The organism is Kitasatospora sp. NPDC059795 (assembly GCF_042732175.1).
GTDB lineage: Bacteria > Actinomycetota > Actinomycetes > Streptomycetales > Streptomycetaceae > Kitasatospora.
In genome coordinates this window covers 93,917-119,835 of the sequence record NZ_JBHWID010000019.1, presented here as the reverse complement: position 1 = coordinate 119,835, position 25,919 = coordinate 93,917, and the positions used below count along the sequence as shown (strand labels likewise).

Below are 25,919 nucleotides of genomic sequence, written 5' to 3'. Positions count from 1 at the left end.
AGGATCCCAGGCCCTTCACATGGACCAAGTCCGCCGAAGAGATCCTGGGATCCCTCGCCCGTTTCTGCCAACGGATCTCAGGCGCAGGACACTAGCAGGCCGGCGCCAGGTCGTCCTTCTGCACCACCGAGAACACCCGGCCGCGGGCCCGCACCGGGTGCAGGTCGAAGCGCAGGCGCAGGCCGCTGATCCGGCCGAGGACCAGGGCGACCACGCCGGCGGCCGCGGCCGAGACCAGTCCGCAGGCGAGCAGGCCGAGGCGGGGGCCGTACTGGGCGGTGATCCAACCGACCAGCGGGGCGCCGATGGGGGTGCCGCCGGTGAAGACCAGGACGAGCAGACCCATGACGCGGCCGCGCATTTCGGGGTCGGTGCCCAGCTGGAGCGCCGAGTTGACCGAGGTGTTGAAGGTCAGGCCGAAGACGCCGATCAGGGTGAGCAGCAGCGCGAACGTCCAGTAGCCGGGCGCGAACGCGGCCATGATCTCCAGCGCGCCGAACGCCAGCGCCGCGAAGACCAGGCGGCGCAGCCGGGGCGCGCCGCGCCGGGCGGCGAGCAGTGCGCCGGTGAGCGAGCCGACCGCCATCGCGGTGTTGAGCAGGCCGTACGCGCCGGCGCCGACGTGGAAGGTGTCGTGCGCGAAGCCGGCGAGCAGGGTCGGGAAGTTGAACCCGAAGGTGCCGATGAAGCCGGCCAGCACCATCGGCCAGAGCAGTTCGGGGCGTTCCCGGACGTAGCGCAGGCCTTCGCGGAGCTGTCCGCGTTCGCGGGCGATCCGCTCGACGGGGCGCAGTTCGCTGCTGCGCATGGCGAGCAGGCCGCCGATGACCGCGACGAAGGACAGCGCGTTGAGGGCGAACGCCCAGCCGCTGCCGACCGCGGCGATCAGCGCGCCGGCCACGGCGGGGCCGACCAGTCGGGCGGTCTGGAAGTTGGCGGCGTTCAGGCTCACCGCGTTGGCGAGGTCCTTGGCCGGGACCATTTCGCTGACGAAGGCCTGCCGGGTCGGGTTGTCGACCACGGTGACCAGGCCGAGCAGCAGCGCGAACAGGTAGACCGCGACGGGTGTGGCGGTGCCGGTGATGGTGAGTACGGCGAGGCCGACGGCGAGCAGGCCCATCGCGCCCTGGGTGGCGATCAGCAGCCGGCGCTTGGGCAGCCGGTCGGCGAGGACGCCGCCCCACAGGCCGAACAGCAGCATGGGCAGGAACTGCATGGCGGTGGTGATGCCGACCGCGAAGGGGCTGCCGGTGAGGCTGAGGACCAGCCAGTCCTGGGCGATGCGCTGCATCCAGGTGCCGGTGTTGGAGACGACCTGGCCGGCGAAGTAGTACCGGTAGTTGCGGATGCGCAGGGACGAGAACATCCCTCCCGGGCGGGTGAACCGGCCCGGCTGAGCGGCGGGGATCTCCGCCGCGGTGCGTTCCTCGGGGTCGTCGTCGCCGCTGCCCGGCAGGCCCGTGGGGGCAGGTGCCTGGCTCTGTGCGGCGGGTGCGCCGGTGGGCGCGGGTGCGGCGGGGGCCGTTTCGTCGGTGAACGGTTCGTCGGTGCGCTGCCCGGCGGGGCGGGCGGTGATGCGTCGGGGGTCGGTGCGGAGGTCGGTGCGGATGGTCGCGGTGCGGATCGCGGCGGCGCGGGCGGCCGGCGGTGTCACAAGTTTCTCCCCTCGACGCGCCGCGACCGTGTGGACGGTCGCGGCGCGGTGTGTGGCGCTGGTCGATGCTGCGGTGATGCGGTTCTCCTTCGTTCGCCGTGAGACGGTCCGGGTGCGGTTTACAGGTGGGCCGGTTACAGGTGGGCCAGCTTGTAGAGCGCGGGCGCGGCTGCCTTCAGCCGTTCCCACTCGTCCTCGTCGAGGCCCTCTGCGAGTTCCGCCAGCCAGGCGTTGCGCCGGCGGCGGGACTCGTTGAGGATCTGCTCGGCCTGTTCGGTGCTGCTGACCACCACCTGTCGGCGGTCCTCCGGGTGCGGCTCGCGCCGCACCAGGCCCTTCTCCTCCAGCATCGCGATGATCCTGGTCATGGAGGGCGGCTGGACGTGCTCCTTGCGCGCCAGCTCACCGGGCGTCGCCTTCCCACAGCGGGCAAGCGTGCCGAGCACCCCCATCTCGGTGGGGCTCAGCGACTCCTCGACCCGCTGGTGTCGCAACCGCCGGGCCAAACGCATCGCGGACGACCTCAGCTGGCTTACCGCCACCAGGTCGTCCTCGGACATCTCGGGCATGTCCTTAGCCTACGTCATTACCAAGGCTAAGGAAAATTGATTTCGATCACGCCCGAGCGCGGCCCCGTCCGAGCGCCGTCCCGCCCGAGCGCCGCCCCGTCCCGTCCCGACCGGAAGTCAGTCCGCGCTGAGGTGGAAGGCCAGTCGGCCGAAGCGGAGGCGGTCGCCGGGGCGGACGGCGGTGCCGCCGGCGACCCGGCGGTCGTTGACGAAGGTGCCGTTGCTGGAGCCGAGGTCGTAGAGGACCCAGGTGTCGCCCTCGAAGCGCAGTTCGGCGTGGCGGCGGGAGACGGTCGCGTCGCCGAGGCGCAGGCCTGCGCCGGTCATCCGGCCGATCAACAGGCGGCCGACGCCGGGGTCGGGCAGCCGCAGGCGGGTGAGCTGTTCGGCGTGCCAGGTCTGCCGCAGGCGGACGTTCAGCGCGGAGACCTTGGCGACGGTGCGCAGCAGCAGCCGGGAGACCGGGCCGTAGGTGCGCAGGTCGCCGATCACCTCGGCGAGTTCGGCGCGGCTGCGGGCGGTGAGCACCAGTTCCATCCGGCGGACGAAGGTGTCGTGGGAGAGCCGGCCGCTGCCGACGCCGTCCCGCAGCACTTCCAGCGCGCTGTCCCGCTCGCCCTGTGAGGGGCGGGCCAGTTCGGTGCCGAACTCCTGTGCGCTCATGGCGCGATTGTCGGCCTGCCGGGGCGCGACTGTCCAGCGTACGGCGCACGGCCGGTCGGCGCAGTCCCCAACTGCGCCTCCACCGGCCTCTTTTCGGCGAATCACCCGTCAATTCGCCTGCCCGGCAAGGCCGTCCTGGCAGGATCCGGCTCGGCACGATCCACCCGTACGAGGGAGCACCGCCATGCCCGTGATAGCCGTGACCGGGCACCTGGACCTCACCCCGGCCACCGCCCGCGCGGTGCGCGCCGCCCTCGACGACCTCCTCACGCCGTACCCGGCAGGCGAGTTGACGGGCGTGTCCTGTCTCGCCCCGGGCGCGGACACGCTGTTCGCGGACGCCGTGCTGGCCCGCGGCGCCCGCCTGATCGCCGTACTGCCCGGCCCCGGCCACCCGGGCCCGCAGGCCGACGCCGACTTCTCCCGGCTGCGGGCCGCCGCCCACCGGACGGTGGTGCTGCCGGCCGCCGTCCTGGACGACGCCGCCTACGTCGCCGCCAACAACGAACTGCTCGCGCTGGCCGACGAGTTGGTCGCGGTCTGGGACGGCGGGCCGGGCAACGGCCCGGGCGGGACGGCCGACCTGGTCGCCGTCGCCCGGGCCGCCGGGGTGCCGGTGCGCGTGGTGTGGCCGCCCGGCGCGGGGCGCACCGGGCGCTGAACCGGGCCGACGACCCGCCGGGCGGAACCTACGGCTCCAGGCGGTTCGGGCCGCGGAACAGGAAGACCGCGTCCCGGATCGAGGGCAGCCCGAGGGCCAGCATCAGCACCCGGCCGAGGCCCAGCCCGAAGCCGCCGTGCGGGGGCATCCCGTAGCGGAAGCAGTCCAGGTAGCGGCCGAGCGGGCCCTCGGGGCTCGCGTCCATGCCCTTCTCCCGGGCCTGTGCGACGAGCCGGTCGTGCCGGTGCTCGCGCTGCGCGCCGGTGGTGATCTCCACGCCCTTCCACAGCAGGTCGAAGGAGTCGGTGACGGTCGGGTCGTCGGCGGGCCGCAGGTGGTAGAACGGCCGCACCGAGGCCGGGAAGCGGGTGACGAACACGAACTCGTGCCCGTGTTCCTCGGCGACCAGCGCGCCGAGCATCCGCTCGCCCTCCGGGTCGAGGTCCTCCCGCACGCCTTCGGCGTCCCAGCCGGCCGCCCGCAGCTTCGCCGTGGCCTCGGCCATGGTCAGCCGGGGGAAGGGGAGTTCGGGCACCACCACGGGGGTGCCCCGGTGCTGCGCGATCTGTTCGCCGTGGCGTTCGGCGACCTGCTCCAGCACCCGGCGCAGCATCCGCTCCTCGAAGGACATCACGTCCTCGACGGAGTCGATCCACGCCAACTCGGCGTCCACGCCGGTGAATTCGGTGGCGTGCCGGGAGGTGAAGGAGGGTTCGGCGCGGAACACCGGGCCGATCTCGAAGACCCGGTCGATGCCGGCGGCGATCGCCATCTGCTTGTAGAACTGCGGCGATTGGGCCAGGTACGCCGTCCGGTCGAAGTAGTCGACCTTGAACACCTCGGCGCCCGACTCGGAGGGCGTGCCCATCAGCTTCGGCGTGTGCAGTTCGGTGCAGCCCTCCTCGGCCGCGACCTCGCGCATCGCCCGCTCGACGGTGGTCTGCACCTCGAACACCAGTCGCCGTTCGGGGCGGCGCAGGTCCAGGTGGCGCCAGTTCAGCCGCTGCTCCGGCCCGGTCCCGGCGTCGATCGGCAGGCCCGGCTCGGCGGCCGACACCACCTCGACGCGCTCCGGCACGATCTCCAGCCCGCCGAGCTTCACCACCGGGTTGGCGACCACCTTGCCGGTGATCTCCACCGCCGATTCCGGCGTCAGCCCCTGGATCAGCGCGTCCAGCCGGTCGCCGTCACCCCCGCGCCGGTGGGTCACCTGCACCATGCCGGTGTGGTCCCGTACCACCACGAACTGCATCCTGCTCTGCAGCCGCAGCGTGTTCACCCACCCCTTGACCGTCACTGTCGCGTCCACCGAGGACGCCAGTTCACCGACGAGGGTACGCACCATGTTCAGCAACTCCCTGGGTTGCGGACGCGTTGTTCGCGCCACAAGAAGAGCGGTAAACAGCCGCCCGAGGACGCGCCCACGCTATCCACCCACCCGCTCCCGCCACCTCCGGTTTTCGCCGCCGCGACACCTGCCCGGGCCCCCCGTCCGACCGTAGGATGGCCCGACTCGGCCGGAAACAGGGGGAGTTGAAGGCCGACGATGACGCGCGCGCAGCTGGGGAGGTCGTCCGATGGGCGAGGATGCGTGGGACCGGCCGACGGTGCGGCCGCAGACCCTGGAGGGGCTGATCGACCTGGTCGAGTCGCGGATCGAGGTGGCGACCGTGCCCCGTCCGCAGACGCCCGTCCGGCAGCTGGTGGTGTACGACCCGTTCGACCGGCCGATCGCCCGGGGCGACCTGGTGGTCGCCGCCGGCCTCGACTCGCACGGCATCGAGGCCGAGAAGCTGCTGCGCGCCGCCGGAAAGGCCGAGGCGGCGGGCGTGGTGCTGCGGGAGGCCCGCGAGCCCGGCCGCAAGCAGGAGCTGCGGTCGCTCGCCGAACAGGCCGGGACGGCGCTGCTGTTCCGCGCCGCGTGGATGAACTGGCCGCGGCTGATCGGCGCCCTGGGGGCCGCCGTCGCGATCGGCCCCGTCCCGGACGACGCCAACGTGCCGCTCGGCGACCTGGGCGGGCTGGCCCGCCTGATCGCCGTCCAGGTGCAGGGCGCGGTGACCATCGAGGACCCGGACTCCCGCGTCCTCGCGCACTACGCGGAGAGCGCCGCCCTCGACCCGATCCGGATCCTCACCATCTCCACCGGCCAGGTCCCCGAGGAACGGCGCCGGGCGATGACCGAGGACGGCTTCTTCAAGGAACTCTGGTCCACCGAACAGGTGTTGCACCGCCGCGCCGCCGGTGACATCCCCGAACGGATGGCGGTGGCGGTCCAGGCCGGCGGCGAACGCCTCGGCTCGATCTGGGTCGCCGCGCTGAACGGACACACCCTCCAGGACAGCGCCGTCGAGGCCCTGCGGATCGCCGCCCGGCTGGCCGCCGGCCACCTGCTGCACCACCACTCCCGCCACCACGGCCGCAGCGAACTGCTCACCGAGGCCACCCGCGCGGTACTGGACGGCCGCGGCTCCGGCGCCCTGCTCGCCCGCCACAGCGGCCTGCCCGCCGACACCCGCTGCGCCGTCCTCGCCGTCGGCGTCGCCGGTCCCCTCGACGACGACCTGCGGGTCCGGCTGGCCCGGCACGCCGGCTGGCACCCGGCCGGCCCCGGGCGCAGCTCCCTGCTGCTCCCGTCCGACCGCGGCGTGCTGATCCTGCTGGCCGGGCTCGCCGCCGACCTGCCCAGCGCCGAGCTCCAGGTCGCCGACTACGGCCGACGGCTGGCCGCCGACCTGTCCGCCCGGCTGAAGGTCCGCGCGCTGGCCGGCCTCGGCCCGGTGCAGGGCCGCCTCGACCACGCCTCCCGCTCTCGCGAATCCGCCGAACTCGCGCTCAGCGGACTGCTGTTCGGCCGCGCCGAGCTCGGCTGCGCCACCGTCGACCAGGTCGCCGACGCGGTGGCCCTGCGGCACGTCCTGGAGACCCTGCGGGACCTGCCGCTGCCGGTCCGGACCTCGGTGTCCCGGCTGGTCGCGCACGCCGAGCAGGGCGGCGACCGCAGCCTGCTGAACGCCCTGCGCGCCTACCTCGACCACTCCGGCGAACTCGGCCGCGCCGCCGACTCGTTGGGCGTGCCCCGCACCACCTTCGCCAACCGGTTCCAGAAGAAGGTCCTGGAGATCTCCCGCCTGAACGTCGGCAACCCCGACGCCCGCCTGCTCGCCCACCTCCAGCTGCGGCTCCTCGACCACGACGGCCCGGCCGCGTCCTGACACCGCCCCGGGCCCCGGAACCGGTGTCCGGGCACGCTTCTCGGGCCGGTCCCCCGTCGTCCGGCCGCTCGGACCCGCCCGGACCGCCCCGCGCCGCCGCCCCGCGCCGCACCCACCCGAACGGCCGCGCCGCGCGGTGCGCGCGCCCCGCCGGGCCCGCCGAAACCCGGCGCGGCGGGCACAGACACGGCACCGCCCCGGACCGCACGCTGGAACCACGGCCCGGAACCGCCTCGGGCCCGGTCCCCTTCCTGCCGACACCGCGCGGAGCGTGCCCCATGACCGACCACCAGCCCCTGATCGGCGCCGAACGCCGCGAACTCCTCCTCCGCGCCGCCGTCCGGGACGGCCTGCTCGACCCGGAGGACACCCCGCTCGCCGCCTTCCTCGACCTGGACGCCGTCACCGAGACCGTCGCCGCCCTGCACGCCGCGTTCCCCGCCCGCCTCGACGTCCTGCACGCCTTCGCCGCCAAGGCCAACCCGCTCGGGCCGGTGCTGCGGCGACTGCGCGGCCTCGGCATGGGCTGCGAGGTCGCCAGCCCCGGCGAGTTCGCGCAGGCCCTCGCCGCCGGCTTCGCCCCCGACCGGATCGTGCTCGACTCCCCCGCCAAGACCCGCCGCGAACTCGCCCTCGCCCTCGACCTCGGCGTCGCCGTCAACATCGACAACTGGCAGGAACTCGCCCGCGTCGACGACCTGCTGGCCAACCGCCCCACCACCTCCCGGATCGGCGTCCGGGTCAACCCGCAGGTCGGCGGCGGCAGCATCGCGGCGATGAGCACCGCCACCGCCACCTCCAAGTTCGGCATCCCGCTCGCCGACCCCGGCAACGCCGAGCGCCTGATCGACGCCTTCCGCGCCCGCCCCTGGCTGACCTGGCTGCACTGCCACATCGGCTCGCAGGGCATCGACCTGTCCCGGATGGCGGCCGGCGTCGGCGCGACCGTCGACTTCGCCGAACGCATCAACCACGAGCTCGGCCGCCGCCGGATCACCGGCATCGACCTCGGCGGCGGCCTGCCCGTCAACTTCGCCGACGACCGCGTCGCGCCCGGCTTCGACGCCTACGTCAACGAGCTCCGCCGGCACGCCCCCGCGCTCTTCGACGGCAACTACCGGTTGGTCACCGAGTTCGGCCGCTCGATCCTCGCCAAGGCCGGCTTCACCGCCAGCTACATCGAGTACACCAAGCAGGCCGGCGGCCGCGCCATCGCCGTCGGCCACGCCGGCGCCCAGGTCGCCACCCGCACCGTCTTCATGCCCGACAGCTGGCCGCTGCGGATCAGCACCCACCACCCGTCCGGCGCGGCCAAGCACGGCGCCCCCGTCCCCCAGGACATCGCCGGCCCCTGCTGCTTCGCCGGCGACCTGGTCGCCCGCAACCGCCCGCTCCCGCTCCTCGACCCCGGCGACCTGGTCTGCCTCCTCGACACCGGCGCCTACTACTCCTCCCACCACTTCAGCTACAACTCCCTCCCCGAACCCCCCGTCCACGGCGCCACCACCGACCCCACCGGCACCGTCCACTTCGAACCCCTCCGCCCCGCCCAGCCCCTCGACGCCCTCCTCGACCACACCACCTGACCCCCACCGGCCAAACGAACGGCCCTCCCCCGCGCAAGCGGAGGAGGGCCGTCGGACGACCTGGGGTCAGAGCAGGCCGAGGGCCGGCATCAGGTAGTAGAAGGCGAAGACCGCGGCGACGCCGTACATCGGGATCGGGACGGTGCGGGCGCGGCCGGCGACCACGCGGAGGAGGCAGAAGGCGATGAAGCCGAAGCCGATGCCGTTGGTGATGGAGTAGGTGAACGGCATCATCGCGATGGTCAGGAAGGCCGGCATCGCGATGGTGTAGTCGGTCCAGTCGATCTCCTTGATGGAGTTCGCCAGGATCAGGAAACCGACGGTGACCAGGGCCGGGGTGGCGGCCTGGGCGGGGACCATGGTCGCCAGCGGGGTGAGGAAGAGCGCGACCATGAAGAGCGCGCCGGTGACGACCGAGGCGAAGCCGGTGCGGGCGCCCTCGCCGACGCCGGCGGTGGACTCGACGAAGCAGGTGTTCGCCGAGGAGGAGGTCGCGCCGCCGGCCGCGGTGGCGATGCCGTCGATCATCAGGACCTTGTTGATGCCGGGCAGGTCGCCCTTCTCGTCGAGCAGGTGGGCCTCGTCGGCGACGCCGAGGATGGTGCCCATCGCGTCGAAGAAGCAGCTCATCAGCACGGTGAAGACGAACAGGATGCCGGTCAGCACGCCGACCTTGGAGAAGCCGCCGAACAGGCTGACCTGGCCGACCAGGCCGAAGTCGGGGCTGGCGACCGGGTTGCCGGGCCACGCCGGGACGGTGAGGCCCCAGTTCTCGGGGGCCAGGTTCGCGAAGTTCTGGATGATCACCGCGGCGGCGGTCATCACGGCGATCGAGATCAGGATCGCGCCGGGCACCTTGCGGACGACCAGCGCCATGGTGAGCAGCAGGCCGACGATGAAGATCAGGACCGGCCAGCCGTGCAGGTGCCCGCCGACGCCGAGCTGCAGCGGGACGGTGGTGTGGGCGGCGTCCGGGATGCGGGTGACGAAGCCGGAGTCGACCAGGCCGACCAGCGCGATGAACAGGCCGATACCGATGGCGATGGCCTTGCGCAGCCCGAGCGGGACGGCGTTCATGACGCGCTCGCGCAGGCCGGTGGCGACCAGCAGCATGATCGCGAAACCGGCGAGCACCACCATGCCCATGGCGTCCGGCCAGGTCATCTTGGGGGCGAGCTGGAGCGCCACGATGGTGTTGACGCCCAGGCCGGCCGCGAGGCCGATCGGGACGTTGCCGATGACGCCCATCAGCAGGGTGGTCAGACCGGCGGTGAGCGCGGTGGCGGTGACCAGCTGGGCGCTGCTGAGGTGGGCGCCGTTCATGTCCGTCGCCGACGCAAGAATGATCGGATTCAACACCAGGATGTAAGCCATGGTGAAGAACGTGGCGACGCCACCGCGGATCTCGCGGGGCAGCGTGGACCCGCGCTCGGAGATCCGGAAGAAACGGTCCAGCGCGCCGGCCGGGGGCTGCGGCGAGTGCTGGGGGGGCTCGGGCGACGCGGTGGCCGGCTGGGCCTGCGGAGACATTCGGGCGTCCTCGATCGGGTGAGGCAAGGGTGGGGGGAGTTTCAGTATGGCGATCCCCGTCGTGGACGCGCCATCTTCGCGCGTAGAGCGAGGCCCTTACGATCAAACATCGGTCGAATACGAAAGAGCGGCCGCCACTCCCGGCTCCCCGGACCCGCCCCGTACCCTTGGCGCATGCCCAAGACCGCCCTGCGCTCCGCTCCCCCGCCGCTCGAAGCCAACGACGTCGCGATCGTCGGCGCCGGCACGGTGCTGTGGTTCGTCGGCTTCGTGGTGCTGCTGCCGTTCCAGGGCTGGCTGTCCGACCACGACCACGGCAGCTGGCCGTGGGTCTGCCTGTCCGGCGGACTGCTCGGCCTGATCGGCCTCAAGTACTGCCGGGCCCGCCGGGACGCGATCCGCCGCGCCCGTGCCGCCGAGGCCGCGGAGACCTCCGGCACCGTCCAGTAGCCGGAGTGTGACCTGCCACTCGTCCGGCACGAAACGGCCGAGGCGGGGCGCACCGCCCAAATCGCCCACCTAGAGTCGGTGCCATGACGCACCCAGCGGACGGCACCGCCCCTGCGAGCCCCGGCGCGCACCCCTCCGGCGCGGGCGGGGCGTACCAGCCCGGCCTGAGCGGCGCCGAGGTCGCGGAGCGGATCGCCCGCGGGCAGGTCAACGACGTGCCGGCGCGCTCCAGCCGGTCCGTGCGGGAGATCGTCCGGGCCAATGTGTTCACCCGGTTCAACGCGATCATCGGCGTGATGTTCGGCATCATCCTGGTGGTCGGCCCGCTCCAGGACGGCCTGTTCGGCCTGGTCATCGTCGCCAACACGGCGATCGGCATCATCCAGGAACTGCGCGCCAAGAAGACCCTGGACAGCCTGGCGCTGATCGGCGAGGCCCGCCCGCAGGTGCGCCGCGAGGGCGCGGCCGTGCAGGTCGCCACCGGCGAGATCGTGCTGGACGACACGGTGCTGCTCGGCATCGGCGACAAGGTCGTCGTGGACGGCACGGTCACCGAGGCGGACGGCCTGGAGATCGACGAGTCGCTGCTGACCGGCGAGCCGGACCCGGTGCTCAAGCACCCCGGCGACCACGTGATGTCGGGTTCCTTCGTGGTGGCCGGCGCGGGCGCGTTCACCGCGACCAAGGTCGGCAAGGAGGCGTACGCCGCCAAGCTCGCCGAGGAGGCCAGCCGGTTCACCCTGGTGAAGTCGGAGCTGCGCTCCGGCATCGACCAGATCCTGCGGATCATCACCTACCTGCTGATCCCGACCGCGCTGGGCCTGATCGTCAGCCAGCTCGCGGTGCAGCGCAACGACTGGCAGGAAGCCGTCCGGCGGATGGTCGCGGGCATCGTGCCGATGGTCCCGGAGGGCCTGGTGCTGCTCACCTCGGTGGCCTTCGCGATCGGCGTGATCCGGCTGGGCCGCAAGCAGTGCCTGGTGCAGGAGCTGCCCGCGATCGAGGGCCTGGCCCGGGTCGACACCGTCTGCCTCGACAAGACCGGCACCCTCACCGAGGGCGGCATGGACCTCGTCGACCTGCGCCCGCTGACCGCCGAGGACGGCGCGAGGGCCCGGATCGCCGAGGCGCTGGGCGCGATCGGCACCGCCGACAGCCGCCCGAACCCGAGCATGCGGGCCGTCATCGACGCGTACCCGGCGCCCGAGGAGGGCCGCTGGCGGGTGCTGGAGGCGATCCCGTTCTCCTCCGCCCGCAAGTGGAGCGGCGTGCAACTGCTGGAGCCCGGCGGCACCGAGGGCAGCTGGCTGCTCGGCGCCCCCGACGTGCTGCTGCCGCCCGGCCACCCGGCGCTCGCCGAGGTCGACGAACTCGGCGCGAAGGGCCTGCGGGTACTGCTGCTGGGCCGCAGCCCGCTGCCGCTGGACGCCCCCGACCCGGCCTCCCAGCTGGAACCGCTGGCCCTGCTGGTGCTCCAGCAGCGGCTGCGCGAGGACGCCGCCGACACCCTGCGCTACTTCCGCTCGCAGGACGTCCGGGCGAAGGTGATCTCCGGCGACAGCGCGGTCTCGGTCGGCGCGGTCGCCGCCCACCTGGGCCTGCCCGGCGCGGACACCGCCACCGACGCCCGCACCCTGCCCACCGACCCCGGGCAGCTGGCCGAGGTCGCCGACCGCACCGCGGTGTTCGGCCGCGTCACCCCGCAGCAGAAGCGCGCGCTGGTCGGCGCGCTGCAGTCGAAGGGCCACACGGTCGCGATGACCGGCGACGGCGTCAACGACGTGCTGGCGCTGAAGGACGCGGACATCGGCGTGGCCATGGGCACCGGCTCGGACGCGACCCGCGCCGTCGCCCAGATCGTGCTGCTGGACGACCGCTTCTCCACCCTGCCCTCGGTGGTCGCCGAGGGCCGCCGGGTGATCGGCAACATCGAGCGGGTGGCCGGGCTGTTCCTGGTGAAGACGGTCTACTCGGTGCTGCTGGCACTGCTGGTGGTGTTCACCCAGGTCCCGTACCCGTTCCTGCCGCGTCACTCGACGGTGCTGTCCTCGCTGACCATCGGCATCCCCGCGTTCTTCCTGGCCCTCGCGCCCAACAACGAGCGGGCCCGCACCGGCTTCGTCCGCCGGGTGCTGCGCCTGGCCGTCCCCGGCGGAATCATCTGCGGCACCGCCACCTTCGTCGCGTACGCCCTGGCCCGCGCCGACCACGAGACCGCGCTGAAGGCGGACACCTCGGTCGCCACCCTGACGCTGTTCATCTCCGCGATCTGGGTGCTGGCCATCGTCGCCCGCCCCTACAGCTGGTGGCGGATCCTGCTGATCGGCGTCATGGCGGGCGCGTTCGCCCTGGTGCTGGTGGTGCCGTTCCTGTCCGACTTCTTCCAGCTCCAACTGGTCGGCTGGCGCGACCCGTTGATCGGCGTCGCGATCGCCGGCATCGCCGGGTGCCTGCTGGAGATCACCTCACGGGTGTTCGTCGAACGGAAGGAGCAGGAGGCCGACGCGACGGCGTAGGCCTCCCGCCCCCTCGACGTCACTCGTAGTCGCGCGCCGCCAGCAACTCGTACGCCCGGTCCGGCTCGGTGAGCGCCGCCAGGATCTCGAACCGCCGGTGCCACTGCTGGACCGACCAGGCGAGGCCTGCCGCCAGCCCCTCCGGGGTGGAGGCGTGCAGCAGCCCCGGCACCGGCGGAACGTCGAACTCGTCGTTCTCGTCCGCCTCGTCGGCGTCCTCCGGGTCGTAGGGGAGCTCGGGCGCGGTGGCGGCGGTGTCCCAGCGCCAGTCCACCCGGGCGTCCTCGCCGTCGGGGCCGACGACCAGCAGTTCCTCGTGCTCCTCGTAGACGGCGGGGCAGCCGGGCAGCAGTTCGCGGACCACGGCGGGGGTGCGGTGCAGGGCGCCCTCGGAGAGCACCCGGCCGCCGGCCACCTCGCTGGCCAGCGAGACGTGCAGGCGCTCGGCCAGCGCGGGGGCGAGCGCGGGGTGGACGGGCAGCACCGGGTGGTCGTGCAGCAGCTCGACCAGGTCGGGCGCGTCGGCGACCACGGCGGCGGTGGCGTCGACGATCACCGTGCGGTCGTCCCGTCGGCCGGTGCCGTCGTCCAGCGGGGCCAGCGCCCGCACCACGTCCAGCGCCTCCACCCGCTCGGCCGGCAGGGCCGCCAACGCGCTGTAGATGCCGTGCAGTTGACGGTGCGAGACCTCGGACACCGGGTCGGTGAGCCGGTCGATCAGCTCCTCGGGCCCGTGCGGCTCGGCGAGCAGCGCGGCCAGCGTGGTGCGCACCCCGAGGGCGTGCAGGAACTCCGGGTCCAGGCTGGTCCGCGCCTCGTCGTACAGGCCGCGCAGCAGCGGGTCGGCCCCGGCCGCGCGCAGCCCGGCGGGCTCCCGGCCGTCCAGCACGGGGTGGTCGCGCAGCCACCACGCGGTGTACGGCGGCAGGTCGGTGTAGCTGCCGTCGGGCAGCAGCGTGCGGACGGGCGTCACCACGGCGTCCCGGTACGGCGGACGGGCGAGCAGCGCCAGCGCCTCCGGCCAGGCGTCGTCGGCGACCAGGTCGAGGTCACGGACGGCCAGCAGCTCGGCGGCCACCGGCGGAACGCCCAACTCCCCCGCGTCGTCGGCGTGCAGGGACTCCAGCACGTCCTCGCACCAGTCGGCGAGGCCGTCGGGGGCCTCGTCGATCAGTCCGGTGGGGGTGCCGCCGGCCGCCCGGTCGGCGGGCGCGGTCGGGTCGAGCCGCTCCAGGTCGTCGGGGTCGAGGACGACGTCCTCGGCGTGCACCAGGGTGAACGCGGTGAGCACGCCGGCCGCGGCCAGCACCTCCGGGCCCCAGCGCTCCAGCAGGTCCTCGTCCACGAACGCGGCGTCGTCCTCGCCCGCCAGGTTCGCCAACGGGCTGTCGGGGAGCAGCAGTTCACCCGCCCGGGCGAGTTCGCCCTCGTCGTCGGGCAGCGCCAGCCGGGCCAGCCACGGGTACGCGCCAGGGGCGGGCGCGGCGGCCTTCACCACCGCCAGGACGGCGTCCGCGAGGTCGACCGCGGCGTCGTAGTCGTCCTCGCCGAGCTCCAGCGAACGGGCGACCGCGGCCCGCAGTTCGGGCGTCTCCAGCAGGCCGGCGGGGGTGGCGGTGGCGGCGCCGAGCTTGGCCAGCAGCGGGTGCGCGGCCTCCGGGTGGGCCAGGCGCAGGTCGAGCAGGTCGAGGGCCTCGGCCAGCGACTCGGGGTAGCCCTCGAAGCCGGCCCAGTCGGCGGCGTCGGACGGCAGCAGGACCCGGCGCGGGCCGGTCACCGTCCGGCCGTCGGCGAGCGGGACGGGCAGCGCGCCCAGCGCCTCCGGGTCGGCGCCGGCCAGCGCCGCGTACAGGCCCCGCCACCACGCGGGTTCCCGCTCCAGGCCGCCCAGTTGGTCGACCACCTCGGCCAGCGGCACCCGGCGCACCCCGAGCGTGCGCAGCTCGGTGCGGCGTTCCAGGCCGGCCGGCAGCAGGCCGGGGAAGATCGGGGCGAGCGCCTCCACCACCGAGTGGTCCGCGCCCTCCAGCACCACCGCGTCCTGCGGTCGCAGCGCGGGCGTGCCCTCCTCGGTGCCGCGCGGGTGCGGCAGGAACGGCGTGCCGGGCAACCGGTCCAGGATCGCGGTGCGCAGCGCGTTGTCGAGCGCGCCCCCGCCGAGCGGCGACGGCACCAGGTCCAGCGAGTGCGCGTCCGCGCCGCGGGTGCGCACCAGTTCGGCGTACGCGTCGGCGGCGCGCTCGACCAGGAAGTCGGTCAGCGGGCCGGGCGCGACGTGCCGGCGCGTCGGGTCGAGCGGGAACGAGGCGATCAGCAGCGCGGGCACCCCGAGCGGCTCGTCGCTCGGCGTCGGCGCGTGCACCACGGCCGCCGTGCCGGGCCGCTGCGGCCGACCGTTGCCGTCCACCGGCACGGCCCACGTCACCGTCCACTGCGGCCGGGCCCGCTCCTCGGTGGTGCGGTCCGCGAGCAGCTCCGCGGCCGCCGTGCCGGACGCGCCGACGGTCTGCCAGGTGGTGCTGCGCCCCCCGTCGGTGACGGTGACGGTCGGCAGCTGCTCGGGCCGCGACGTCTTCGCCGCCCGGGTCAGCGTCCGCACGCCGTCGGCGGTCTCCACGACCACCTCGGCCAGGCCCGGCAGGGTCAGCAGCAGCGCGTCGTCGACCGCCGCCAGCAGCCGGGCCGTCAGGTCCTCGGCGGCACTGTCGCGCAGCGGCAGCACCACCACCGTGTCATAGCCCTCGGGGGCCTCGCCCTGCGCCGGGAACGGCAGCCGCAGCAACGGCACATGCCCCTCGCGGCGTGTCAACTCCTCGGCCAGCTCCGGCCGTTCCTCCACCAGCGCCCTGGCCTCGACGAGCGACCACCGCACCCCGCCGGCCCGACTCAGCACCGCCGGTTCGTCGCTGACGGCCAGCACCGCGGCGAACCCCACGCCGAAACGGCCGACCACCGGCCGCTCGTCCCCGCGCTTCGCCGACGCCCGCAGCGTCGACAGCGACTCCACCGCCTCGGCGTCCAACGGCGCACCGGTGTTCGCCGCCGCCAGCACCCCGTCCCGCAGCGTCAGCCGCAACCGCCCGGCGACACCCTCGCGGGCCGCCGCGTCCGCCGCGTTCTGCGCCAACTCGACGACCAGCCGGTCCCGGTACCCGCCGAGCGCGAGCTCCTCCTCGGCGTTGGCGTCCTCCCGGAATCTCGCCGGTGCAGCCGTCCACGCCGCCAGCACGGTGTGCCGCAGCCGGGCCGTGTCGAAGACATCCGGGTTTTCGGGGGACGCCGTGCTGCCGATGATCCGAGACTCCACGTGCCGAGCCGCCCTTCGCGTGGTCTGCGTACGAGTCGGCATTCTGCCAGGGCCCCACGACGGCGGACGGCCACGAAGCCGGCGGGAGTGCCACTGGGGGCGCGGGGACCTGCGCGGGGCGGAAGGCGCCCCACCGCGAGATCGCGACGCGGGCAATGACTTGCCGTTGATCGCGACCTCGCGGATCGGTGCCCAGCCGGCCCTGCCGAAGGCTCAGGAGTGCCCGAGCTCCTCCGCCGGCGCGTCCGGCTCGACCGAGCCCGAGGTGCGGTCCGGGTGGATGTGGAGCGGTTCGACGACGGTCTCGTCGAGGATCAGCTCGGAGGGCACCGGCGGAGCCGGCAGCACCGCGGCCTCGGAGTGCGCGCCGCAGCCGTAGGCGAACGAGACGACCTGGCCGTCGGCGGGGCCGAACTCGTTGCCGCAGACGCCGAAGGCCTGCCCGAGCGAGCCGCCGATCGGGACGAGGAAGCCGCAGGTGTTGCAGGAGGCGGGGGCGGACTGCGCCATCGGCGTCTGCGGTCCGTACGCGGTCTCCCAGCGTTCGGCGGCCTGGTGCAGGCCCATCCGGGAGAGCACGCGGGGCCGGCCGAGGCCCAGCTCGTCGGCCACGGCACCGATCTCGGCGCGGGCCGGCGGCGACTGGATGTCGGCGTCGGTGATCACCAGGTCGTCCTCGGCGGCTTCGACGAGCGCCGAGTTGGGGGCGGGTTCGTCCTCGCCGGTCCAGCCGGGTTCCAGGCGCAGGTCGTCCGCGTCGGTGGGCAGCAGGTCGCCGGGGCCGAGGTCGCCGGGCAGCAGGCGTTCGCTCCACGGCACCCACTGGGGGGCGAGGACGGCGTCGGCGCCGGGCAGCAGCGCGACTTCGTCGAGGGTGACGTTCTTGGCGCGCGGGGCGCGGGCCACGGTGACCGCCCAGTGCCAGCCCCGGTAGGCGGGGTCGAGGCACTCGAAGGTGTGGGTGACCAGACGGTCGGCGTCCGCGTTGGCCTTCAGGTGGGCGCCGACGACGGACTCTCCGACGCTCTCCACAACTGCCTGGCGGGCGAGATCGACGGCCTCGGCACAGAGCCGGTCAGGGGTACGGCTTCGCATCGCAGCACTCACGGCGTCGGTTCTCTCCCAGTCCTGTCATCCTGCGGTCTGTCCCGAGACGGCCCCCGCTGGGCGGGCTCGCACCGGTTGCCGCTGCCACGTCGCCAGCGCAACCCCCGCGGACGCGGGACCGATCCATTCTGCTCGACCGGGGACCGCTCCGTGGCCGGGCCGCGCCGCCCCGGTCCGCCACCCCCTGCGCAGACTGGGCAGGCGCGTAGTGCAGGCTACCCGCCGGTCGGCGGTGGAGCACAGTCCGGGGGCTGTGGGTGTGGGCGCGCCGTGCTGCGGTCAATCACTCGTACGGCGTGTGTTCGTCGGGCAGGATGGGCTTGTGGCGGAGGAGAACCCGCCGCAGCACGGACTGAGACCCGGGCAGGACGAGAACCGGCCGGAGCCGTCGGACGCGCCGCGGCAGCATCCCGCAGCCCCCGGCGAGCCGGAGGCGGAAGAGCCACGCCCGATGGGCCGTCAGGACGCCGAAGTACCGCCCCACGAAGCGGAATCGGGCCCGAAACAGTCCGGCGGACCGGCCGGCGAACCCCCCACGGTGAAGACCCGCGGCGTGTGGGCGCGCGGCGCGTCCGCGGCGGGGGTGCGCACCGGCCGGGTGGTGCACGGGACGGGTCGGCGGATCCGGCGGGCGACGTCCGCGGAGGGCGCGGGCGAGTCGGGTCTGGCGAAGCTGATCGAGTTGCACGCGCTGAATTCGTTCGGCGACATGTTGATCACGGTGGCGCTGGCGTCGACCATCTTCTTCTCGGTGCCGACCGGCGAGGCCCGCGGCCGGGTGGCGCTCTACCTGGTGATCACGATGGCGCCGTTCGCGCTGCTGGCCCCGGTGATCGGCCCGCTGCTGGACCGGCTGCCGAACGGCCGGCGTTCGGCGGTGGCGATGGCGATGCTGGCCCGGGCGGTGCTGGCGTGGGTGATGGCGGGCCTGGTGCCGGGCGGCGGGCTGGCGCTGTATCCGGCGGCGCTGGGCGTGCTGGTGTCGTCGAAGGCGTACGGGGTGGTGCGCAGCGTGGTGGTGCCGCGCCTGTTGCCGCCCCAGTTGTCGCTGGTGAAGGCGAATTCGCGGGTGACGCTGGCGGGTCTGGTGGCGACGCTGGTGGCGGGCGGCGTGGGCGGGCTGCTGCATCTGATCGGTCCGGCGTGGCCGTTGCGCGGGGCGTTCGTGGTGTTCATGATCGGCACCCTGATGGCGTTTCACCTGCCGCACCAGGTGGATTCGGCGAAGGGCGAGCAGCGGGCGGAGTTGCAGGCGGAGCCGTCCGAGCCGCGTCCGAAGGGGGTGCTGCGGGCGGTCGGGCCGTCGGTGATCATGGCGTTGCGCGGGGTGGCGGGGCTGCGTTGGCTGGTCGGGTTCCTGGTGATGTTCCTGGCGTTCCTGATCCGCAAGCACCCGCCGGGCGGCCTGCCGGAGACGGTGGCGCTGGGGGTGGTCGCGGCGGCGGCGGGTCTGGGCAACGCGCTGGGTTCGGTGCTGGGTTCGTGGCTGCGCACCCGGGGTTCCGAGGTGACGGTGACGGTGATGCTGGCGCTGGCGACGCTGGCGGCGGGTGCGGCGGCGCTCTGGTACGGCATCGTCACGGTGACGGTGGTGGCGGCGACGGCGGGCATGGCGGCGTCGTTGGCGAAGCTGGCGCTGGACGCGCTGATCCAGCGGGACGTGCCGGAGGCGGTGCGGACCTCGGCGTTCGCCCGCTCGGAGACGGCGCTGCAACTGAGTTGGGTGCTGGGCGGCGTGGTCGGCATCTCGCTGCCGTTGGACCCGGAGCTGGGACTGTGGCTCGCGGCGGGGGTGACGACGGCCGTGCTGCTGTGGACGCTCCGGTCGTTGCTGCGGATCGGACCGCACCGGGCGGCGGCGCGTCCGCGCGTGGCGTAACCTCGCGCGACTCGGGCACCCCGTTGTCATGTGATCGCGGAAGGCGAGTAGCCTCTTGCCCATGAGCCTCAGCACCAGCGTCACCGCCGGACTCGCCGCCGCCGCCGTCGTCGGCGCCGGCCTCGTCGGTTACGGCGTCTACTCGGCCGTGGACAACGGCAAGCCCGCGAAGAACGAGGCCACGCTGGTCGTCGGCACCTCGTCGGTCCGCGCCGAGCCGACCTGCTACAACGACGGCAAGCCGATCTCGGACGCCGCTCTCACCAAGTGCGCCCAGCAGGCCGCGAAGGACTCCGAGAACAAGAAGCTCACCAGCCTGGACGTGCGCGCCAGCGACCGGGTCGGCGTGGGTGTGCCGAAGGACCTGGCGGACAAGGGCTGGTACGCGTTCACGGGCTCGGGCCAGAACCGCACGCCGATCATCGCCGGTGCGACCGGCCTGACCTACTCGGGTTCGGTGTCGGCCGCCGGTCTGATGACCAGTGACGAGCGGACCCTGGTGACGGTCGCGGCTGTCGACAAGGACACCAACGACTACTACGCGGTCTGGTTCTTCACCCTGAACAACCAGAAGAGCTGACGCACCGGTCGATGACCGCTGAGCGCCGTCCCGAGCAGTCCGGCCTCGCCGCCGGGCTGCTCGTCGTCGTTGCCGTCCGGGCGGAGGCCGAGGCGGTCCGCCGGGGGCTGGGCGAGGGCGCGCCGGTCGAGGTGCTGGCGGCGGGCGTCGGCCCGGCCGCCGCGGCGGCGGGCACGGCGGTGGCGCTGGCCCGCGGCCGGTTCCGGCTGGTGCTGTCGGCGGGCATCGCGGGCGGTTTCGTGCCCGCCGCGCCGATCGGGTCGCTGGTGGTGGCGGACGCCCTGGTGGCGGCCGATCTGGGCGCGGAGACGCCGGACGGTTTCGCCGACGTCGCCGAGTTGGGCTTCGGCACGGCGCGGCACGCGGTGCCGGAGGGGGTCGCGAAGCTGGTCGCGGCGGCCACCGGCGGGGCGCTCGGCGAGGTGCTGACGGTCTCCACGGTGACGGGTTCGGCGGAGCGTGCCGAGCGGCTGAGGGCGCGTCATCCGCGGGCGCTGGCCGAGGCCATGGAGGGGTTCGGGGTGGCCGAGGCGGCCTCCCGTTTCGGGCTCGCGGCGGGGGAGCTGCGGGCCGTGTCCAACGCCGTCGGGCCGCGCGACCGCGCGGCGTGGCGGATCGGCGAGGCGCTGGCGGCCCTGGAGCGGGCCTTCGCGGCGCTGCCGGTGTCCCGTCTGCTCCAGGAGGTCTGACCGATGGCCGAGTCGCTGAGTGTCGCCTACTCGCCCTGTCCGAACGACACGTTCGTCTTCCACGCCTGGGCGCACGGCCTGGTCGTGGGCGCGGAAACGCCCGAGGTGCGGTTCGCGGACATCGACATCACCAACGGGCTGGCCGAGCGCGGCGAGTTGGACGTCCTGAAGATCTCCTACGGCCAACTGCCGTGGGTGCTGGACGAGTACGCGCTGCTGCCGTGCGGCGGGGCGCTCGGCCGGGGCTGCGGCCCGCTGGTGCTGACCGCGGGGCCGGTCGGCGCGGCCGAGTTGGCCGGTCGCCGGGTGGCGGTGCCGAGCGAGCGTTCGACCGCGTACCTGCTGTTCCGGCTGTGGGCGGCCGAGGCGGTGCCGGGCGGGTTCGGCGAGATCGTGGTGCTGCCGTTCCACGAGATCATGCCGGCGGTGCGGGACGGCCGGGTGGACGCCGGACTGGTCATCCACGAGGCCCGGTTCACGTACCAGCAGTACGGGCTGCACTGCCTGGCCGACATGGGCGAGGCGTGGGAGGCGTCGACCGGGCTGCCGATCCCGCTGGGCGCGATCGTGGCCCGGCGCTCGCTGGGCGCCGAGCGGCTGCGCGAACTCGCCGACACCGTGCGCTCCTCGGTGCGGCAGGCCTGGGCGGACCCGGCGGCCTCCCGGGAGTACGTGCTGGCGCACGCCCAGGAGATGGACCCGGCCGTCGCCGAGCAGCACATCGGGCTGTACGTCAACGAGTTCACCGCCGACCTCGGCGAGGACGGCTACGCGGCCGTCCGCGGCCTGCTCACCCGGGCCGCCGAACAGGGACTCGTCCCCGCCGTCGACCCGGGCGCGCTGGCTTTCCCCTAGAGCCTGTCCGGGGATCAGATGTCGAACTGGTCGGCGATCGCGCGCAGCACCATGGCGATCTTCTGGCCCTCCGGCTTGCTGGGGTAGCGGCCGCGTTGCAGGCCCGGCAGGACGCTGTCCAGCTTGGTGATCAGATCCTGCACGATCGGGGCCATGTCGTCGGCGGTCTTGCGCTGGTTCGCGGCCACCGACGGCAGCGCGTCCAGCAGCGTCACACTCATCGCCTGGTCGCCGCGGTGCCCCGCGGCGATGCCGAACTCGACGCGCTGCCCCGGCCTCAGGGTGGTGACGCCCGCGGGCAGCGCCTTGGTGTGGACGAAGACCTCGCCGCCGTCGTCGCGCGACAGGAAGCCGTAGCCCTTCGTCTCGTTGAACCACTTGACCTGGCCGGTGGGCATCTCGAAAAGTCCTCGGTGTCGGGTGCGAGCGACCTCGTCGGGTCGCGGATGGATGTGCGGCTCGGCTGCCGGGAACGGGCGGCCTGGGTCACTCAGTGGGGCAATGATCCCTCAGCGTGCGCCGGGACGGCGACGGGATTCCGGACCGGGGCGTGGCCGTGCCTCGCGCCTGTCGCGCCTTCCATCGGTCCACACCCCCCATCGGCTCCGGGCGGGCATCTCGTGGACCAGCCGCTGGTCCGCCCGCGCGATGGCTGCATACCCGGCCCCGACGCGGGTCGAAACTCTTTGCGCGCACCGAGTTGCGCGCTGTGACGCAGCGCCGGTCAGACGGGGTCGGACAGGTGCCCGCCGAGCCAGCCGAGCGAGGCCGGGAGCATCCGGGACCAGGTGTTGAAGTTGTGCCCGCCGGTGTCCAGGGTGATCGCGGAGACGGTGGTCGCGGTGCCCTTGGCGGCGGCCCGGAACCGCTCGGTCTCGGCGTAGTAGTCGCCGTCGCCCTCCCGGCTGCCGCCGACCAGCAGCGCGGTGCCGGGGGCGGGCAGGTTCGCCAGCCGCCAGGTCAGGTCGGCCTGTTCGCGGCGCTGCCGGTCGCCGCCGAACAGGTCGCCGGTGGTCGGGTCCTCGGCCGCCTTGTAGTAGCCGGACAGCGACACCGCGGCGGAGAACACGCCCGGGTGACGCATCGCGAGCTTCAACGCGCAGTACCCGCCGGTGGAGTTGCCGATCACGCCGAGACTGCCCGGACCTTCGGCGATCCGGTACGAGGAGCGCAGCGCGGCCGGCACGTCGGCGCTGAAGTAGCGGTCGGACTGCGGGCCGCCCGGCACGTCCTCGCACTCGGTGTCGCGGGGCATCGCCGGCGACGGGCGCATCAGCACCAGGACGGTCGGCTTGGTCTTGCCCTCGGTGGAGAGCTTCAGCTGCACCGCCGGGTAGTTCAGCTTGGTGATCAGGTTCTTGGCGTCGCCGGGGAAGCCGGTGATGGCGATCACCGCCGGGAAGCGCTTGTTCTGGAAGGCGGGCTGGAAGTACTGCGGCGGCAGGTACACGTAGCCCTCGGTGGACAGGCCGGTGGCCGCGCCGGGCAGCCGGACCTTCTCCAGCCGGCCGACCTGCGAGGGGTCGCGGCCCATCGCGCCGGTGTCGCGGACGTTCTCGGCACTGATCCGCTCCACGCCCTTGGTACGGCCGAGCAACTGGTTCTGGATGGTCACCGGGCCGTCGTCGTTGGTGCCCAGCAGGTCGGCCCAGCTGCTGTAGAAGGCGAAGTAGTTGTTGGCGACCAGGCCCAGCGTGCACATCACGGCGAGCTGAGTGCCGACGATGGTGGCCAGCCGGCCCAGCACCGCCCGCCAGCTCCGCCGGGCCAGCCGGGGCCACAGCCAGACGGTGCCCGCGACCATCAGGACGGAGAAAAGTGCCGACAGCGCAAGCACCTTGTGACTGGTCAGTCCCATATCGCCGTGCGCCTCGCTCCCCGCTGCTGTCCCCCCGGAGGTTTCAGGATGCCTGAGAGCTTCCTGGGAATCCTGAGCGTTCAGGTGGAGCATGTACCGTCGCGCCCCCGCCGTTCGGCGGGGGCGTACGTGGGAAACTGGCACAAAAAGCCCGCGCGAAGGAGTGCAGAAGTGACCCGTCAGTCCCGCGATGCCGGTGAGGTCCTGGTCCGCGTCGGCGGAGTGGTGTTCGGCATCGGCACGCTCGCCACCGTCGTGACCTTCGTGCCGTTCCTGTTCCACCTCCAGCGGCTGCCGTCCATCGCGTACGGCCTGTCCATGCTGATGCCGGCGGGCCTGCTGCTGGCGCTGGTCGGACTGTTCACCACCGCCCGCGCCGAGTCCCGCCGGCGGCGTGCGGCCCGCGAGGCCGCAACCAGCAGCTGACCTGCGGTCAGGCCAGGGGGGCGGCCAGGTGCCCGGCCAACCAGTCGGGGAACTCGGTGAGGTCGCGCAGCACCACGTCCGCGCCCGCCTCGGCCAGTTCGGCGGCGCTGTACGGGCCGGTGGCGACGCCCACCGCGACGGCCTCGGCGGCCCGCGCGCCGCGAATGTCGCCCAGGTGGTCGCCGACGTAGACGTCCGCGCCGTGCGCGCGCAGCGCCTCGCCCTTGCCCTCCGCCCACAGGTCGCCGAGCAGGACGTCCACCTCCAGGCCGATGCCGTCCAGGTGCAGGCGCGCGTTCGGCTCCCACTTGCCGGTGATCACCAGCACCCGGCCGCCGACCGCCCGCACCGCCGCGACCGCCGCCAGCGCGCCCGGCAGCTCCAGCGAGCCCGCGATCGCGTGCTCCGCGTACAGCGCCCGGTACCGGTCGGCGACGGTCTCCACCTGCTCCGCCGGGAACCAGTGCGCCAGTTCGTGCAGCAGCGGTGGCCCGAGCCGGCTCACCGCGAGCTCGGAGTCGATGAAGGCGCCGGTCTCGGCAGCCAGCACGTCGTAGGTGTCCTTGATGCCGGGGCGGGTGTCGAGGAGTGTCATGTCTAGGTCGAAGCCGACGGTCAGAGCCATGCCACCAAGCCTAGCCAGCGCCGCTTTCGACCGGAAAAGCCGGACGGACGGGCGCAATGCGGACATACTGCTTAGGCCCTCTCGTTCCGCCGGAGGTCCCACGTGCCGCCGCCCCCGCTCTCCCGCCGCACCGCCCTCGCCGGGCTCGGCGCCGTCCTGCTCACCGGCTGCGGCCCGGACGACCTGCCGCCGCCGCTGCCGCTCACCGGCGGCGCGCCGCCCACCCCGAGCCCGACGCCCAGCGTCACCGTCAACGGCGCGGACGGGCCGGTGGCCGTTCCCGGCGGGGCGACCCGGGTGGTCACGCTGGACACCGCCGAACTCGACTCCGCGATCACCCTCGGCATCCCGCCCGTCGGCGCCGCCAAGGCCCCGCTCGACGCCGGCCTGCCCGAGTACTGGCCGGCCTCCTGGCGGGCCCGGATCGCCCTGGTCGGCGACATCGCCGCCCCGCCCTCCCCGGCGGCGATCGCCCGCCTGCGCCCGCAGCTGATCCTCTCCAACCGCACCCGCGACGCCGCCCACCTGGACACCCTGCGCAGCCTCGCCCCGACCGTCCTCACCCAGACCACCGGCGCCCCCTGGAAGGAGAACTTCCAGCTGCACGCCACCGCCCTGGAGCGCCACGAACAGGCCGGCGCCGTGGTCGCCGCCTACGCGCGCCACCTCGACCAGGCCGGCCACGCCCTCGCCTCGGCCGGCCTCACCGGTCAGCACATCAGCCTGGTCCGGTTCGTCGAGGGCTCGCCCACCGTCCGCCTGTACGCCCGGGAGAACTTCCCCGGCAGCGTCCTCACCGACCTCGGCCTGGCCCGGCCCGACCCGCAGAACACCGACCAGTTCGCCGTCGAAACCACCCCCGACCAGCTCACCGGCGCCGACGGCGACCTGCTGCTCTACTCCGGCTACGGCCACCCCGACCGCAACGGCCTCACCGCCGCCCTCGCCTCCCCCGCCTGGCGCTCCCTCGGCGCCGTCCGCGCCCACCGCGCCTTCCCCGTGGACGACCAACTCTGGTTCCAGGGCATCGGCTATACCGGCGCGCACTTCCTGATCGCCGAACTCCTCCACATCCTCGGCGCGGGTTAGCCCGCCGCCACGGCGGCCGGCGCGAGCCCGGCTCCGCCGGACACCACCACCGTGCCGGAGTCGCGGCAGCACCCGCACCCACCGGGGAAGCGCGGACTCGGCGTCCGCCGGCAGCACGGGCACCTCGATCCGCGCCGGCTCCGGGTCTCCCCTGCGGGCGAAGGCCACGCGGACGGACCGGACGGGCCGGACGGACCGGACGGCGGTCAGGTTGCTGACGAGGATCAACAGGTTGACGACCATCACCAGGCACAACGCCGCCCAGGTCGCTGCGGACGCCCAGGACGTGCCCGTCGGCTCGGCCCCGGCCGCGCCGGCCGGCACCGCGGCGATCGACACCGGCGCCCAGGTCACGTGGCCGCCCGCGTCCAACCGCATGCCGTTCTCGGCGAGCACCGTGGTGCGCACGCCCCGGCGGCGCAGCTCGGCATGGGCGGCGGTGCCGGCGGCGGCCCCGACCTGCACGCGATGCTCGCCCGCCGTCCCTGGCTGGTGCCCGCCTTCGGTGCGTACCTGCTCCACGGCTCCGGCAAGGCCCGCTTCGACGACCGCACCCCGGCCCTGTACGAGCGGGCGGGCTTCGCCCCCCGACGACGCCGACGTGCCGGCCGGGGCAGTGTTCACCTCCGTCCGGCAACGCCCTGCCGGCCGCCGCCACCG

At 73.9% G+C, this 25,919-nt stretch carries 21 protein-coding genes and 1 pseudogene; 12 read left to right on the top strand and 10 right to left on the bottom strand.

The annotated features are described in order from the left end of the window. Window positions 1-91: 91 nt before the first annotated feature. The 3 genes from ACFV4P_RS30815 to ACFV4P_RS30805 form a co-directional block, all read right to left on the bottom strand. Window positions 92-1,654: an MFS transporter gene (locus ACFV4P_RS30815; RefSeq protein WP_380476738.1), complete on the bottom strand. Its 1,563-nt coding sequence runs from the start codon at window positions 1,652-1,654 to the stop codon at window positions 92-94. Window positions 1,655-1,788: 134 nt separating this feature from the next. Beyond that, complete coding sequence (locus ACFV4P_RS30810) at window positions 1,789-2,223, bottom strand: MarR family winged helix-turn-helix transcriptional regulator (protein WP_073811507.1); 435 nt, start codon at window positions 2,221-2,223, stop codon at window positions 1,789-1,791. 117 nt (window positions 2,224-2,340) lie between these two features. Further along, window positions 2,341-2,886, bottom strand: a complete 546-nt coding sequence (locus ACFV4P_RS30805; RefSeq protein WP_380476736.1) for an FHA domain-containing protein — start codon at window positions 2,884-2,886, stop codon at window positions 2,341-2,343. A 184-nt stretch (window positions 2,887-3,070) separates the two neighbouring features. Here ACFV4P_RS30805 and ACFV4P_RS30800 point away from each other — a divergent pair, with 184 nt between their 5' ends. Further along, window positions 3,071-3,547 carry a hypothetical protein gene (locus ACFV4P_RS30800; protein ID WP_380476734.1) on the top strand — a complete coding sequence of 159 codons (477 nt, stop codon included), beginning with the start codon at window positions 3,071-3,073 and terminating at the stop codon, window positions 3,545-3,547. 28 nt (window positions 3,548-3,575) lie between these two features. Here ACFV4P_RS30800 and aspS read toward each other — a convergent pair whose 3' ends face one another. Further along, window positions 3,576-4,892 carry an aspartate--tRNA(Asn) ligase gene (aspS, locus tag ACFV4P_RS30795; RefSeq protein WP_380476732.1) on the bottom strand — a complete coding sequence of 439 codons (1,317 nt, stop codon included), beginning with the start codon at window positions 4,890-4,892 and terminating at the stop codon, window positions 3,576-3,578. A gap of 232 nt (window positions 4,893-5,124) precedes the next feature. Between aspS and ACFV4P_RS30790 the strand changes: the two genes are divergently transcribed. Beyond that, the gene (locus ACFV4P_RS30790) at window positions 5,125-6,762 is read left to right on the top strand and encodes a helix-turn-helix domain-containing protein (RefSeq protein WP_380476730.1); all 1,638 of its coding nucleotides are present in this window, start codon (window positions 5,125-5,127) and stop codon (window positions 6,760-6,762) included. 278 nt (window positions 6,763-7,040) lie between these two features. Continuing rightward, window positions 7,041-8,348 (top strand): diaminopimelate decarboxylase, encoded by a 1,308-nt coding sequence (locus ACFV4P_RS30785; RefSeq protein WP_380476728.1) that lies wholly within the window; start codon window positions 7,041-7,043, stop codon window positions 8,346-8,348. A gap of 66 nt (window positions 8,349-8,414) precedes the next feature. Here ACFV4P_RS30785 and ACFV4P_RS30780 read toward each other — a convergent pair whose 3' ends face one another. Then, on the bottom strand, window positions 8,415-9,878 hold the full coding sequence (locus ACFV4P_RS30780) for an NCS2 family permease (protein ID WP_380476726.1): 1,464 nt from the start codon (window positions 9,876-9,878) through the stop codon (window positions 8,415-8,417). Window positions 9,879-10,052: 174 nt separating this feature from the next. Between ACFV4P_RS30780 and ACFV4P_RS30775 the strand changes: the two genes are divergently transcribed. Then, on the top strand, window positions 10,053-10,328 hold the full coding sequence (locus ACFV4P_RS30775) for a DUF2530 domain-containing protein (RefSeq protein ID WP_380476724.1): 276 nt from the start codon (window positions 10,053-10,055) through the stop codon (window positions 10,326-10,328). 83 nt (window positions 10,329-10,411) lie between these two features. Continuing rightward, entirely contained in the window at window positions 10,412-12,844 is a 2,433-nt protein-coding gene (locus ACFV4P_RS30770) for an HAD-IC family P-type ATPase (RefSeq protein WP_380476722.1), read from the top strand. Window positions 12,845-12,863: 19 nt separating this feature from the next. Here the strand turns inward: ACFV4P_RS30770 and ACFV4P_RS30765 are convergent, their stop codons facing one another. Continuing rightward, window positions 12,864-16,151, bottom strand: coding sequence for a sacsin N-terminal ATP-binding-like domain-containing protein (locus ACFV4P_RS30765; RefSeq protein ID WP_380476720.1), 3,288 nt, complete (start codon window positions 16,149-16,151; stop codon window positions 12,864-12,866). A gap of 213 nt (window positions 16,152-16,364) precedes the next feature. Next, on the bottom strand, window positions 16,365-17,246 hold the full coding sequence (locus tag ACFV4P_RS30760) for a DUF3027 domain-containing protein (protein ID WP_073811520.1): 882 nt from the start codon (window positions 17,244-17,246) through the stop codon (window positions 16,365-16,367). Between the two features lie 463 nt (window positions 17,247-17,709). Between ACFV4P_RS30760 and ACFV4P_RS30755 the strand changes: the two genes are divergently transcribed. The 4 genes from ACFV4P_RS30755 (at window position 17,710) to ACFV4P_RS30740 (ending at window position 21,261) form a co-directional block, all read left to right on the top strand. Further along, entirely contained in the window at window positions 17,710-19,137 is a 1,428-nt protein-coding gene (locus tag ACFV4P_RS30755) for an MFS transporter (RefSeq protein WP_380476718.1), read from the top strand. A 61-nt stretch (window positions 19,138-19,198) separates the two neighbouring features. After that, window positions 19,199-19,717, top strand: a complete 519-nt coding sequence (locus tag ACFV4P_RS30750) for a hypothetical protein (protein WP_380476716.1) — start codon at window positions 19,199-19,201, stop codon at window positions 19,715-19,717. A gap of 11 nt (window positions 19,718-19,728) precedes the next feature. Continuing rightward, window positions 19,729-20,406 (top strand): futalosine hydrolase, encoded by a 678-nt coding sequence (locus ACFV4P_RS30745; RefSeq protein WP_380476714.1) that lies wholly within the window; start codon window positions 19,729-19,731, stop codon window positions 20,404-20,406. A 3-nt stretch (window positions 20,407-20,409) separates the two neighbouring features. Further along, window positions 20,410-21,261, top strand: coding sequence for a 1,4-dihydroxy-6-naphthoate synthase (locus tag ACFV4P_RS30740; protein ID WP_380476712.1), 852 nt, complete (start codon window positions 20,410-20,412; stop codon window positions 21,259-21,261). A 14-nt stretch (window positions 21,262-21,275) separates the two neighbouring features. On the opposite strand, the gene ACFV4P_RS30735 is transcribed toward ACFV4P_RS30740, so the two are convergent. Then, window positions 21,276-21,659, bottom strand: coding sequence for a cold-shock protein (locus ACFV4P_RS30735; protein ID WP_380476710.1), 384 nt, complete (start codon window positions 21,657-21,659; stop codon window positions 21,276-21,278). A gap of 326 nt (window positions 21,660-21,985) precedes the next feature. Continuing rightward, entirely contained in the window at window positions 21,986-23,119 is a 1,134-nt protein-coding gene (locus ACFV4P_RS30730) for an alpha/beta hydrolase (protein ID WP_380476708.1), read from the bottom strand. Between the two features lie 171 nt (window positions 23,120-23,290). Between ACFV4P_RS30730 and ACFV4P_RS30725 the strand changes: the two genes are divergently transcribed. Continuing rightward, entirely contained in the window at window positions 23,291-23,545 is a 255-nt protein-coding gene (locus ACFV4P_RS30725) for a hypothetical protein (RefSeq protein WP_380476707.1), read from the top strand. Between the two features lie 7 nt (window positions 23,546-23,552). On the opposite strand, the gene ACFV4P_RS30720 is transcribed toward ACFV4P_RS30725, so the two are convergent. Further along, window positions 23,553-24,170, bottom strand: coding sequence for an HAD family hydrolase (locus ACFV4P_RS30720; RefSeq protein ID WP_380476705.1), 618 nt, complete (start codon window positions 24,168-24,170; stop codon window positions 23,553-23,555). Between the two features lie 102 nt (window positions 24,171-24,272). On the opposite strand from ACFV4P_RS30720, the gene ACFV4P_RS30715 reads away from it, so the two are divergent. After that, on the top strand, window positions 24,273-25,259 hold the full coding sequence (locus tag ACFV4P_RS30715) for an ABC transporter substrate-binding protein (protein WP_380476703.1): 987 nt from the start codon (window positions 24,273-24,275) through the stop codon (window positions 25,257-25,259). Window positions 25,260-25,613: 354 nt separating this feature from the next. Then, window positions 25,614-25,919 (top strand): annotated as a pseudogene (locus tag ACFV4P_RS30710) (hypothetical protein); the annotation flags it as partial.